9 protein-coding genes and 1 pseudogene are annotated in these 12,436 nt (G+C 68.2%); 9 read left to right on the top strand and 1 reads right to left on the bottom strand.

What is annotated here, in order from left to right; translation table 11 throughout:
- From BUE42_RS22805 to BUE42_RS22770, 8 genes and pseudogenes are all read left to right on the top strand, one after another.
- Positions 1–672, top strand: a pseudogene (locus tag BUE42_RS22805) (hypothetical protein); the annotation flags it as partial.
- 261 nt (positions 673–933) lie between these two features.
- The gene (locus BUE42_RS22800) at positions 934–1,809 is read left to right on the top strand and encodes a glucosamine kinase nucleotide-binding domain-containing protein (protein ID WP_073467581.1); all 876 of its coding nucleotides are present in this window, start codon (positions 934–936) and stop codon (positions 1,807–1,809) included.
- Positions 1,806–2,546: a GntR family transcriptional regulator gene (locus tag BUE42_RS22795; RefSeq protein ID WP_073467580.1), complete on the top strand. Its 741-nt coding sequence runs from the start codon at positions 1,806–1,808 to the stop codon at positions 2,544–2,546. The genes BUE42_RS22800 and BUE42_RS22795 overlap by 4 nt, the downstream gene beginning before the upstream one ends.
- On the top strand, positions 2,543–3,676 hold the full coding sequence (gene nagA, locus BUE42_RS22790; RefSeq protein ID WP_073467579.1) for an N-acetylglucosamine-6-phosphate deacetylase: 1,134 nt from the start codon (positions 2,543–2,545) through the stop codon (positions 3,674–3,676). Before BUE42_RS22795 ends, nagA begins: the two co-directional genes overlap by 4 nt.
- Positions 3,666–4,676 carry an SIS domain-containing protein gene (locus tag BUE42_RS22785; RefSeq protein WP_073467578.1) on the top strand — a complete coding sequence of 337 codons (1,011 nt, stop codon included), beginning with the start codon at positions 3,666–3,668 and terminating at the stop codon, positions 4,674–4,676. Before nagA ends, BUE42_RS22785 begins: the two co-directional genes overlap by 11 nt.
- A complete protein-coding gene (nagZ, locus tag BUE42_RS22780; protein ID WP_073467577.1) occupies positions 4,673–6,160 on the top strand; it encodes a beta-N-acetylhexosaminidase in 1,488 nt (495 codons plus the stop codon). Before BUE42_RS22785 ends, nagZ begins: the two co-directional genes overlap by 4 nt.
- 30 nt (positions 6,161–6,190) lie before the next feature.
- Positions 6,191–7,486: an MFS transporter gene (locus BUE42_RS22775; RefSeq protein WP_073467576.1), complete on the top strand. Its 1,296-nt coding sequence runs from the start codon at positions 6,191–6,193 to the stop codon at positions 7,484–7,486.
- A gap of 7 nt (positions 7,487–7,493) precedes the next feature.
- Positions 7,494–8,438 (top strand): glycoside hydrolase family 16 protein, encoded by a 945-nt coding sequence (locus tag BUE42_RS22770; RefSeq protein ID WP_073467575.1) that lies wholly within the window; start codon positions 7,494–7,496, stop codon positions 8,436–8,438.
- 63 nt (positions 8,439–8,501) lie between these two features.
- Here BUE42_RS22770 and BUE42_RS22765 read toward each other — a convergent pair whose 3' ends face one another.
- On the bottom strand, positions 8,502–9,242 hold the full coding sequence (locus BUE42_RS22765) for a GntR family transcriptional regulator (protein WP_073467574.1): 741 nt from the start codon (positions 9,240–9,242) through the stop codon (positions 8,502–8,504).
- A 430-nt stretch (positions 9,243–9,672) separates the two neighbouring features.
- Between BUE42_RS22765 and BUE42_RS22760 the strand changes: the two genes are divergently transcribed.
- Complete coding sequence (locus BUE42_RS22760) at positions 9,673–12,423, top strand: TonB-dependent receptor (protein ID WP_235002541.1); 2,751 nt, start codon at positions 9,673–9,675, stop codon at positions 12,421–12,423.
- Positions 12,424–12,436 lie beyond the last annotated feature (13 nt).

The raw sequence follows: 12,436 nt of genomic DNA, 5'->3' as shown, positions 1-12,436 counted from the left end.
GACCGGCTGAAGCTGCTGGCGAATGCGACGCAGCGCATGAACGACACCAACGCGTACGTGTGGGCGGTCGAGAAGCTGGTGACGTACTACCCGCAGAAGCAGTACTGGACGGACCTGCTGGGGCGGCTGCAGCGCAAGCCGAACTTCAGCGACCGGCTGGCGCTGGACACCTACCGGCTGAGTCTGGCGACGGGTGCGACGAGCGCGGCGGCCGACTACATGGAGATGGTGCAGCTGGCGGTGCAGGCGGGCAGCCTGAACGAGGCGCAGCAGGCGATGGACAAGGGGTTCGCGGCGGGCGTGCTGGGCGTGGGCCCGGAGGCCGAGCGGCACAAGCGGCTGAAGGACCTGGTGGCCAAGCGGCTGGCCGAGGCGAAGGCCGGGCAGGCGCAGGCGCTGACCGAGGCGAAGGCGGCCAAGGACGGCGGCGAGTTGCTGGCGATCGGGCTGGACCAGGTCTACGGCGGCCAGGCCAAGCCGGGGCTGGAGCTGATGCAGCAGGGCATCGCGAAGGGCACGAAGCGGCCGGATGACGCGAAGCTGCACCTGGCGATCGCGCAGCTGGTGGCCGGCGACCACGCGAAGTCGGCCGCGACCTTCCGGACCGTGCAGGGCAATGACGGCACGGCCGACCTCGCGCGGCTGTGGGCCTTGTTCGCGCGCAAGAAGTAGAAGCAGCCCGGATTGGCGCGCTTGCCAATCCGGACTGAACTGGTATCGTGAAGCCCGATCGCCCTGCAACGGGGCGATCCTCCCGACTTGGTGCGCACCACGCGCCATCCTGCAAACGCTTGTAAGCAGTTGAATTCAAACGGGAAATCACCACCCTAAGACAACTCTAATACCAATTGACTATTTGGTATTGCTGGTACTAAACTGGTTTCATCGCGGGCACCAATGCCCGTCCATGAACAACGTGCCAGAGAGCAGTCGATGATCGAATACCTGATCGGCGTGGATGGAGGAGGCACCGGCACCCGGGCCCTCGTCGCGCGCCGTGCCGGGCCGGTGCTGGGGCAGGGCGAAGCCGGGCCGTCGGCGCTGGGCCAGGGCATCGAGCCGGCGTGGCAGCAGATCGAACTCGCGATCGCCCGCGCCTTCGATGCCGCCGCCGTCGCGCGGCCGGCCCTCGCGCAGTGCGCGCTCGGCGCCGGCCTGTCCGGCATGAGCAATGCGCCGTGGCGCGATGCCTTCCTGGCGCAGAACCCTGGCTATGCAACGCTGCTCGGCGAGACCGACGGCTTCGCGATGCTCGTCGGCGCCCATGAAGGCCGCCCCGGCGCGCTGCTCGCCGCCGGCACCGGCAGCATCGGCGAGGTGTGGCGTGCCGACGGCACACGCGCCAGCGTCGGCGGCTGGGGCTTCCCGGTCGGCGACGAAGGCAGCGGCGCCTGGCTCGGCCTGCGCGCGATGCGCATCGCGCAGTGCGCGATGGACGGCCGCCTGCCGGCCGGTGCGCTGGCGCGCCGCGTCTGGGCCCAATGCGGCGAAGACGCCGAGACCTTGCAGGCCTGGTGCGGCCGCGCCGGCCAGTTCGCCTATGCGCAACTCGCGCCGGCCGTGTTCGACACCGAAGACAGCGACCCGGCGTCCGCGCAACTGCTCGCCCGCGCTGTGGCCGAACTCGACGCCATCGCCCGCGCGCTCGACCCCGCCGGCGAACTCCCGCTCGCGGTGCTCGGCAGCGTCGGCCAGCGCCTGTCGCCCCGCCTGTCCCCTGCGCTGCTCGCGCGTTGCGTGGCCGTCGCCGACGGCCCGGCCGCCGGCGCGTTGACCCTGATCCGACGCGAGGTCGAGACCGACCGATGAAGAAACCCTTGTTCGATTTCAAGCCCGACGCGCGCGACAGCTCGCCGCTGTACGTGCAGCTGGCCCGCAAGCTGGGGCAGGCGATCCGCGACGGCCGCTACCAGGCCGACGAGGCGCTGCCGTCCGAGCGCGTGCTGTCGGAGTCGCTCGACGTGTCGCGCGTGACCGCGCGCAAGGCCATCGACCAGCTGGTCGAGCAAGGCCTGATCGTGCGCCGCCGCGGCTCGGGCAACTACATCGCGCCGCGCATCGAGCAGCCGCTGTCGCGCCTGACGAGCTTCTCCGAAGAACTGCACCAGCGCGGCTACACGCCGAGCTCGCAATGGCTCGAACGCAGCATCACCGCGGCCGTGCCCGACGAGCAGCTGAGCCTGGGCCTGTCGCCCGGCGCGCGCGTCGCGCGGCTCGAGCGGCTGCGCCTGGCCGACGAGGTCGTGATGGCCTACGAAGTCAGCGTGCTGCCGCAAAGCGTGCTGCCGCAGCCCGAGCTGGTCAACGGCTCGCTGTACGAATACCTGACCAGCACGCGCCAGGCGCCGGTGCGCGCGCTGCAGCACATCCGCGCGCTGAATGCGCAGCCGCGGCTGGCCGAGCAGCTCGGCGTGCCGGTCGGGCAGGCGGTGCTGTTCATCACCCGGATCGGCTACCTGGAATCCGGCCAGGCGGTCGAGCTGACCCATTCCTATTGCCGAAGCGACTACTACGACTTCGTGGCCGAAATGAGAAGAGAAGCATGAGCACCCACCTTGAAGGCAAGGTCCTCACCCCGCAAGGTTTCGTGAACGGCCGCATCGAGTTCGGCGCCGACGGCCGCATCGCGCGCATCGAGGGCACGCCGATCGACGTGCGCAAGGTGCGCGACAGCGCTGCCCCGATCGTGCTGCCCGGCTTCATCGACCTGCACGTGCACGGCGGTGGCGGGCACGACATCATGGAAGGCGGCGATTCGGCCGCCCGCGTGTCCGAGCTGCATGCGCGCCACGGCACCACCGCGCTGCTCGCGACGACGATGACCGCGCCGATGAGCGACCTCGAGGTCGCCTTCGCCGGCCTCAAGTCGGTGTGCGCGAGCCGCAGCCCGAAGGGCGCGCGCGTGCTGGGCGTGCACCTCGAGGGCCCGTACATCAACGGCGGCAAGCTCGGCGCGCAGCCGAACTTCGCGCGGCCGGTGCAGACCGCCGAGCTGGCGCGGCTGAACGAGCTGGCGCCGATCCGGCTGATCACGCTGGCGCCCGAGATCGCCGGCAACATGGACCTGATCGAGTCGCTGTGCGCCGCGGGCTTCCGCGTGCAGCTGGGCCACACGCTGGGCAGCTACGAAGACGGCGTCGAGGCGCTCAAGCGCGGTGCCGGCGGCTTCACGCATTTGTTCAACGCGATGAGCGGGCTCCACCACCGCGAGCCCGGCATGGTCGGCGCGGCGCTCGCGCACGCCAAGTACGCCGAGATCATTCCGGACCTGCTGCATGCGCACAAGGGCGCGATCCGCGTCGCGCTGCGCGCCATCCCGCACCTCTACTGCGTCACCGATTCGACCGCCGCCGCCGGCATGCCCGACGGCGACTACCGGCTCGGCCGCCACAAGGTCACCAAGTGCCTCGGCGGCGTGCGGCTGGCCGACGGCACGCTGGCCGGATCGACCCTCACCATGGACCAGGCGCTGCGCAACCTGGTCAACGAGCTGGACATGGACCTGATCGACGCCTCGCGCCGCGTCTCCACCCATGCGGCCGACTACCTCGGCGCCTCGGACCGCGGACGCCTGTCCGCCGGCGCCTGGGCCGATGCCGTCGTGCTCGACCGCGACCTCACTGTTTCGGACGTCTATGTTGAAGGAAGCTCGATTGAACTCGCGCATGCTGGCTGAGGCCCGCGAAGCCCCCTCTGCCGTCGCACGGCAACTGGCCGAGAACGACCAGGCCTACAGCGACTTCGGTGCGCTGCTGCGCAGCAAGCCGCCGGGCTCGGTGCTGACCGTCGCGCGCGGCAGCTCCGACCATGCGGCGCATTTCATGGCCTACCTGATCATGGCGCGCATGGGCCGGCTGGTGACCTCGCTGCCGATGTCGCTGATCACGCTGTACCAGTCGCAGATCCAGTGCGACGGGCTGGCCGCGATGGCGTTCTCGCAATCGGGGCAGAGCCCGGACCTGGTCGCGCCGATGCGCTACTTCACCGATGGTGGCGCCTGCACCGCGGCCTTCGTCAACGATCCGGAGTCGCCGCTCGCGAAGGCCTCGCAGTGGGTGTTCCCGCTGCATGCCGGTGCCGAGACCAGCGTCGCGGCGACCAAGAGCTTCATCACGCAGATGGTGGCCGGCGCGCGCACGGTGGCGGCCTGGCAGGACGACCTGGTGCTGCAGGCCGCGCTGTCGGCGCTGCCGGGCGTGCTGTCGCGCGCCGCGCATGCCGACTGGACGCCGGCGGTCGATGCGCTGGTCGGCGCGGACAAGCTGTTCGTGATCGGCCGCGGCACCGGCCTGCCGGTCGCGCTGGAAGCGGCGCTGAAGTTCAAGGAGACCTGCGCGATCCAGGCCGAGGCGTTCTCGGGCGCCGAGGTCAAGCACGGCCCGATGGCGCTGATCGACGAAGGCTATCCGCTGCTGATCTTCGCGCCGCGCGGCCCGGCGCAAGCCGGCCTGCTGGCGCTCGCCGACGAGATGCGCGCGCGCGGCGCCAAGGTGCTGCTGGCGGCGCCCGGCGGCACGCCGCACGCGAACCTGCCGATCGTCGAGACCGCGTCGATCGAGCTCGATCCGATCTCGGTCGTGCAGAGCTTCTATCCGATGGTCGAGGCGCTGGCGCGTGCGCGCGGCTTCGATCCCGACAAACCGAAGTTCCTGGCCAAGGTGACGAGGACGCAATGAGCACGGTGTTCCATCCAGGGCAGTTGGTGATGGTCAACATCCCGGGCAAGAACCTGGATGGATCGACCGCTTCATTCCTGCGCGAGCACCACATCCGCGCCATCTGCCTGTTCCGCTGGAACCTCGGCACCGAGGCCGAGGTGCGCCGGCTCACCTCCGACCTGCGCGACGTGATGGGCGCGCATGCGCTGATCGGCATCGACCAGGAAGGCGGCTCGGTGGTGCGCTCGACCTTCCTGCCGCAGGCGCCGGCCGCGATGGCGCTGGGCGCCGCGGCCGACGAGGCGATGGCCGAGGAGGTCGGCGCAGCCGTCGCGCGCGGCCTGGCGAGCCTGGGCATCAACTGGAACTTCGCGCCGGTGCTCGACGTGAACAACAACCCGGCCAACCCGGTGATCGCCGAGCGCAGCTTCTCGGAAGACCCGCTGGCGGTGACCAAGCTGGCCGGTGCGTGGATGCGCGGCTCGCTGCGCGAGGGCGTGGCCTGCTGCGTGAAGCACTTTCCGGGGCATGGCGACACGCACGTCGACTCGCACCGCGACCTGCCCGAGGTGAACAAGTCGCTGTCGCAGCTGGAGGCACTGGAGTTCGTGCCGTTCCGCGCGCTGCGCGGCGAGGCGCCGGCGATGATGACGGCGCACATCGTCTACCCGCAGCTCGATGCCGAGCACCCGGCCACGCTGTCGCGCCGCGTGCTGGGCACGCTGCTGCGCGAGAGCTGGGGCTACGACGGCGTCGTGATCACCGACTCGCTGGTGATGAAGGCCATCCACGACCGCTACGGCCACGACCGCGCCGCGGTGCTCGCGCTGCAGGCCGGTGCCGACATGGTGATGGCGCTCGGCTCGCAAGAGGAGCAACTGGCCGCGATCCGCGCGATCCAGCGCGCGCAGGCGAGCGGCGACCTGAGCGCCGCGCAGCTGCACACCGCGAACGCGCGGCTCGACAAGCTGGCGGCCCGCTACCCGGTGCGCCACAAGGACTACACGCCGGCGCAGCACGAGCGCGACGACGACCTGATGCACCGCGCCTGGGCGGCAGGCCTGACGACGCGCGGCACGCCGCCGGTGCTGCGCCGCGACCACCGGCTGCGCGTGTTCACGCAGCGCGCGGTGCCGAGCGACGGCGTGTCGGAAGCCGGCCTGCCGGGCGTGCAGGTGGCCGACCTGTTCGGTGGCTTCGCGAGCGTCGACATGGTCGAGCTCGACGCGCTGGCCGAGCTCGACTGGTCGACGATCCCGCGCGACGGGCGCCTGAACGTCATCGTCTCGAACCACCGCGACCGCTACGACGCGCGTGCGAAAGCCTGGCGCGCCGACCTGCACGTCGTGCTGTGGAACCCGTACCAGGCGCTGGACATTCCGGCGCCGGCCGTCATCACCTGGGGCTATGCCACCGGGGCGCTGGTCGCATTGCGCGACTGGCTGGAACGCCGCACCACCGCACCCGGGCGCTCGCCGGTGCGGCTGGACACCCGTCGCTGATCGTCACCGAAGTTCCTGGAGTCCTCCCGCATGTCCACCGCCACGAAGGCTTCGCCGATCCGCTGGGTGCCGAGCCTCTACCTCGCGCAGGGGCTGCCGTTCTTCGCGGTCAACGTGATCGCGCAGCAGATGCTGATCAGCATGCAGGTGCCCAACGAGCAGATCACGCGCTGGCTCGGCGTGTTGAGCCTGGCCTGGGGCATCAAGTGGCTGTGGAGCCCGTTCCTGGAGCTGGCGCCGAGCAAGAAATCGGTCGTGATCGTGTTCCAGCTGGTCGGTGCCGCCGGGCTCGCGCTGACCGCGATCGCGCTGCACCTGCCGGCGTTCTTCGTGATCGCGATCGCGGCGCTGTCGCTGGTGTCGCTCGCGTCGGCCACGCACGACGTGTGCTCCGACGGGCTCTACATCGCAAGCCTCGACAACAAGGCGCAGGCCGAGTACGCGGGCTGGCAGGGCGCGTTCTTCAACGTCGCGCGCTTCGTGTCGGCGGGGGGCTTGTTGATCCTGGCTGGCTCGCTCGAGACATCGATCGGCGTGCCGGCGGCCTGGACCGTGATCTTCCTGATGCTGGCCGCGGCGATGGTGCTGCTCGGGCTCTACAACGCCTGGGCGCTGCCCGGCACGCGCAATGTGCCGGCCGATGCCGGCTCGGCGGCCGACGTGAGCCGCACGCTGTGGCACGTGATCCAGGACTTCCTGCGCAAGCCCGGCATCTGGCTCGCGATCCTCTTCATCATCCTGTTCCGCGCGAGCGAGGGGCAGATCCAGACCATCGGGCCGATCTTCCTGCGCGCCGCGCGCGACCTGGGCGGGCTCGGCCTCACGACCGACCAGGTCGGCTGGGCCTACGGCACGGCCGGCACCATCGCGTTCATCGCCGGCAGCATCGTCGGCGGCTACTTCGCGGCGTGGCTGGGGCTGAAGCGCGCGATGGTGTGGCTGATCCTCGCGATGAACCTGCCGAGCGTCGCGTTCGTGTTCCTCAGCACCGCGATGCCGACGAACTTCGCCGTCATCGCCGCCGCGCTGAGCCTGGAGATGTTCGGCTACGGCTTCGGCTTCGTCGGCGTGATCCTGTACCTGATGCAGGTGGTGTCGGTGGGCCGCTACCAGACCGCGCACTACGCGATCGGCTCGGGCGTGATGGGGCTGGGCATGAGCCTGTTCCGCACCATCAGCGGCGACATCCAGGTGGCGCTCGGCTACCAGAACTTCTTCCTGTGGGGGCTGGCGTGCGCGGTGCCGGTGCTGATCCTCGCGCGCTTCGTGCCCCTCGAATCGAAGCCGGTCGAATCCGCCGCGCCGGCGCAGGTGGCGGAGGCCTGAGCACGCGATGAAGAGCCTCCGCCTGTCACTTGCATGCGTCATCGCCGGCTCGTTGCTGGCGGTGGCGGGGTGCGCGGTCGCGCCAGCATCGTCGCCGGGCGCCGGCGTGTTCTTCGACGACTTCAGCCAGCCGAACGTGGCTGCGCTCGCCGCCGGCGGCTGGACGGTGCGTGACCAGCGCGGTCACCCCGGCATCGAGGGCGCAGGCTGGGGCGCCGGTGCGTTGTCGCTGGTCGACGACCCGGCGCAGCGCGGCAACCGCCTGCTGCGCCTGACCGCACGCACCGACGGCACACCGGCCGGCACGACGCAGGCCCAGCTGTGCCATGCGCGCAAATACCTTGAAGGCACCTACGCCGCGCGCATCCGCTTCAGCGACACGCCGGTGCAGGGGCCCGACAGCGACGTGCTGGTGCAGACCTTCTACACCGTGAGCCCGCTGCGCTTCGCGTACGACCCGCAGTACAGCGAGATCGACTGGGAGTACCTGCCCAACGGCGGCTGGGGCGATGCGCGCACGCGGCTCTACGGCGTGACCTGGCAGACGGTGCGTCTCGACCCGTGGGATGCGTACAACCAGCCGCTGCAGCACTTCGCCGCGCTGGGCCCTTCAAGCGGCGGCTGGCACGTGCTGATGATGCAGGTGGCCGACGGCAAGAGCCGCTTCTTCCTCGACGGCCGGCAGCTCGACGAGCACAGCGGGCGCAACCACCCGGTGGTGCCGATGGCGATCGCCTTCAGCCAGTGGTTCGTGCCGGCAGGCCAGCTGGCCGGTGTCTCGGCGGCGCGTGCGTATGAAGAGGATGTCGACTGGGTGTACCACGCGCGCAACCGCGTGATGACGCCCGCCGAGGTGGAGCAGGCGGTGCAGGCGTTGCGCCGCACCGGGCAGACCGCCATCGACACCGTGCCGGCGGCCGAGCCGCCGCTCACCTCCACCTGCGACTTCTGAGGTCACGCCGTGCAGCCCGCGCCCATTCCCATGAACGCACGCCGCACGGATCTGCTTCCGGCTTCAGCCGGCGTTCAGCTCGGCGACGAAGTCGTACATGTCGCCGCGGTAAAAGCTCTGCGAGAGTTCGATCGCCCGGCCATCGCGCAGGTAGCCCAGGCGTTCGACCAGCAAGCCCGCATCGCCGACGTTCGCCTCCAGCAGCCGCGCCTGCTCGGCATTCAGCAGCAGCGCCCGCAGCCGCTGCAGCGCGCGCACCGGGCGATTGCCCTGCTGCTCGAGCGCCGCGTACAGCGAATCGCCCACCGCCTCGAGCGAGGGCAGGCAGCTCGCCACCACGGTCGCGATCTCGATCGCCATCGGCGCGTCGTCGGCATAGCGCAGGCGGTTGAAGCGGTAGACCTGCGCGCCGGGGCTCAGCGCGAGCTTCAGCGCCTCTTCGGGCATCACCGTGCCCGACGAGCGCTTCAGCCACACGCTGTGCGGGCGGCTGCCGCGGGCGCGCATGTCCTCGGAGAACGAGGTCAGCTTCGCAAAATTCTTCTCGACGCGCGACGACACGAAGTTGCCCGACCCCTGTCGGCGCACCAGCCAGCCTTCTTCGGCCAGCCCCTCGATCGCGCGGCGCACCGTGATGCGCGAGACCGCGAAATCCTCGGCGAGCTGGCGCTCGGAGGGCAGTGCGTCGTCGGGCCCCAGCACGCGGCGCTCGATGGCTTCGCGCACCGCACGCTGCAGCTGCTGGTACAGCGGCAGGCTGTGATTCGGGTCCAGCGGCTTCAGCACCTGGGCCAATGTGGTCATGCAAACCCCTTTTGTTTTGTCCGGCCGACAGGCCGGGTTGCGGCGATCTCTCAAGGGCAGATGGGGATCGACCATACCAATTCAATACAAGAGGTCCGAAAGGACCGCACGAATGACAGTTTGGGTGGCCGCCAGACCGCACTTTACATCAGTGGTTACCCCGCTGTTGCAGGCGTCGGACGCTATTGCAATCGTGTGAAATTGGTAGCATAGTGGCCTCTAGTGGTAGCTTACTGGTACTAGAACTGGCATCAAAAGCGTCACGGTTCTCGGGGGAAGGAGCTGCAGTCCACTTCCCAGGTGGTCTGCAGATGAGGTCCCAGGTTTCCTAACAGGCCGAATCAGTTTCGGCGGCCCATTAACCCAGGCAACAGAGGCAGACATGAAAGCTAAAAGGACTCCCATCGCATCCGCGGTCGCGCTTGCTCTGATGAGCGCGATGACCGCAGCCCATGCGCAGGACGCGGCCGCGCCGGCGGCTGCAGCCGCGTCGGCACCGCAACCGGCGCAAGCCGCATCGGCACCGGTGGTCGCCGAGAAGCCGGTGGAAACCGCGGCCCCCGGGAAGAATGCCCAGAACCTGGAGGCGGTGGTGATCACCGGCATTCGTGGCTCGCTGCAGCAGTCGCTGAGCAAGAAGCGCAATGCCGACTCGGTGGTGGATGTCATCACGTCCGAAGACATCGGCAAGATGCCGGACAAGAACGTGGCCGATTCGCTGCAGCGCGTGCCGGGTGTCAACATCAGCTCCGCCGGTGCGGGCGAGGGTGGCTTCGACGAAGCTGACCGCGTGAGCCTGCGGGGGACCAACCCCAGCCTGACGCAGACGATGATCAACGGGCACATGGTTGGCTCGGGCGACTGGTTCGTGCTGAACCAGGTCGGCACGGTAGGCCGCAGCGTCAGCTACTCGCTGCTGCCGTCCGAACTGGTCGACACCGTCGTCATCAACAAGAGCTCGCGTGCCGATCTGGTCGAGGGCGGCGTGGCCGGCACCGTCGACATTCAGACCCGCAAGCCGCTGGACTTCAAGAAGCAGGTGACGCTGGAAGCCACGGTCGGTGCGGTGTATGCCGACCTGCCTGAGAAGACCGATCCGCAGCTGAGTGCGATGTTCAACTGGCAGAACGATGCCAAGACATTCGGCGTGCTGGTACAGGGTTTCTCGGAGAAGCGCCACCTGCGTCGCGACGGGCAGGAAATGCTCGGGTATACGCAGATCCAGAAGGGCGTGATCACTGACACGAATCCGGATTTGCTTGGAGTCTGGTACCCGAATGCCATCGGGTCCGCGCTGTTCGAACAGGAGCGCAAGCGGACCGGCGGACTGATCGACGTCCAGATCAAGCCGACGAACGATTTGACGCTTGACCTCAGCGCATTCAAGTCGCACATGGAAGCGACCAACTTCAATCGCAACTTCCTCGTCTGGCCGAAGAACATCCTGAACGCCGGTGCGGGCCAAGCACCGCTGCCTGGCTATGTCGTTCAGAACAATACCCTGGTGTCCGCGAGCTTCGCTCCGGGTGCGCAAGCGGGCATCGTCGATCAGATCTATCGCCCGGGCGCCAATTCGGACAGCACCTTCTACAACCTTGACGGCAAGCTGCAGGTCAACGACAGATTTGCCGTTTCGGGCAAGCTCGGCACGTCCAAGGGCAAGGGCGAAACGCCGAAGCAGGCAGTCTACGAAGCCGATGTCAAGGGGACCGGCGCCAGCTACACCTTGCACGGCCTGGGTTCTCCTGCCGACGCGGCCCTGATCGGCGGTGACCCGTCGAACTACAACGCACCCGGCACCGGCCTGGACTGGGTCTTCGGTGCCAGCCCCGCGTCAACGCTCGACAAGGAGACCTGGGGGCAACTGGATGGCGAATACGCTCTTGACGCAGGCATCTTCACGACGCTGAAGTTCGGGGTCCGGGTTGCAGAGCACAAGCGCGAATCCAACCAGACCGGCCAGGGCCCTGCCGCCGGCGCTTTCGACGCCGCCAACCAGCCCGCCTGGAACGGCACGACGTATCCGGGCAACTTTGGGTCCGGCCTGGGTGGCGGCGTGTTCCCCAGGAATCCATGGCAACTCGATCCCGCCATCCTCGAAGCCTGGAGCGACAAGTACTCCAATCGCGACCCGGTTCTTCGCCGCAACTGGGCCGGTGAGTTCTCGCTGAAGGAGAAAAACTCGGCGGCCTACGTGATGGGTTCGTTCGAAGGGACGGGTTGGGGCGGCAACGTTGGCGTGCGCATCGTTCGCACTGGCGAACGAGTCCTGAACAACTTCGCAATCAAGGCAGGCGCAGCGGGCCAAGACTGCGAGGTGCTCAAGGCGTGCTCGGTCCCTGGCGCCATCACGACCTCAGCCTTCGGTCCGTTCTATCAGAAGGAAATCGCGAATGACTACACCGATGTTCTTCCGAGCTTGAACCTGCGCTATGACCTGTCGAAGGATCTGGTGAGCCGCTTTGGCATCGCGAAGACCATGGCTCGACCAGACTACAGCGCGTTGGGCGGTTCGGTGAGCCTGGACGACCTGAACCACACCGGCAGCGGCGGCAACCCCAATCTGGAGCCGATCCGCTCGACCAACGTAGACGCCAGCCTGGAGTGGTACTTCGCCCCCCGTGCGCTTCTGTCGGCCGGTCTGTTCTACATGGACCTGACGAACTATGTGAGCTATGGCACGACGGACGCCGCGTTCGTGAACATCAAGACCGGCGCGTCGGAGATCTACAGGGTCACCTCGCCGATCAACAGCAGCGGTAGCGTGAAGGGCATCGAGCTCGCCTACCAACAACCCGTCGGTGCGGGCTTCGGTTTCATCACGAACTACACCTACGCCGATGGCAAGGAAAGTGGCGGTGGACCGCTGGTGGGTGCGTCGAAGAACACCTACAACGTTTCCGGCTACTTCGAGAACGACTCGTTCAACGCCCGCGTGAACTACAGCTTCCGCTCGAAGTTCTACAACGGCCTGGACCGCAGCACGGCGCAGTACCAGGATGACACCGACAACGTGTCGGCGTCGATCGGCTACAAGGTCAGCGACAACCTGACCATCACGCTGGACGGGATGAACCTGAACAACCCGAAGCTGAAGTACTACGCGAACAACCCGGACCAGCCGACCGCGTTCTACGTGAACGGCCGCCAGTACTACCTCTCGCTGCGCTTGAAGATGTAATTGCAGAGGACGT

This window comes from Rhizobacter sp. OV335 (assembly GCF_900142965.1).
In the GTDB taxonomy this organism is placed as follows: domain Bacteria; phylum Pseudomonadota; class Gammaproteobacteria; order Burkholderiales; family Burkholderiaceae_C; genus Rhizobacter.
This window is presented reverse-complemented; position numbering and strand designations above follow the sequence as displayed.

Excerpts from the sequence above, each read along its gene's own strand:
- BUE42_RS22800 (WP_073467581.1), top strand. The coding sequence starts at position 934 with ATGATCGAATACCTGATCGGCGTGGATGGAGGAGGCACCGGCACCCGG.
- BUE42_RS22795 (WP_073467580.1), top strand. The coding sequence starts at position 1,806 with ATGAAGAAACCCTTGTTCGATTTCAAGCCCGACGCGCGCGACAGCTCG.
- nagA (WP_073467579.1), top strand. The coding sequence starts at position 2,543 with ATGAGCACCCACCTTGAAGGCAAGGTCCTCACCCCGCAAGGTTTCGTG.
- BUE42_RS22785 (WP_073467578.1), top strand. The coding sequence starts at position 3,666 with ATGCTGGCTGAGGCCCGCGAAGCCCCCTCTGCCGTCGCACGGCAACTG.
- nagZ (WP_073467577.1), top strand. The coding sequence starts at position 4,673 with ATGAGCACGGTGTTCCATCCAGGGCAGTTGGTGATGGTCAACATCCCG.
- BUE42_RS22775 (WP_073467576.1), top strand. The coding sequence starts at position 6,191 with ATGTCCACCGCCACGAAGGCTTCGCCGATCCGCTGGGTGCCGAGCCTC.
- BUE42_RS22770 (WP_073467575.1), top strand. The coding sequence starts at position 7,494 with ATGAAGAGCCTCCGCCTGTCACTTGCATGCGTCATCGCCGGCTCGTTG.
- BUE42_RS22765 (WP_073467574.1), bottom strand. The coding sequence starts at position 9,242 with ATGACCACATTGGCCCAGGTGCTGAAGCCGCTGGACCCGAATCACAGC.
- BUE42_RS22760 (WP_235002541.1), top strand. The coding sequence starts at position 9,673 with ATGAGCGCGATGACCGCAGCCCATGCGCAGGACGCGGCCGCGCCGGCG.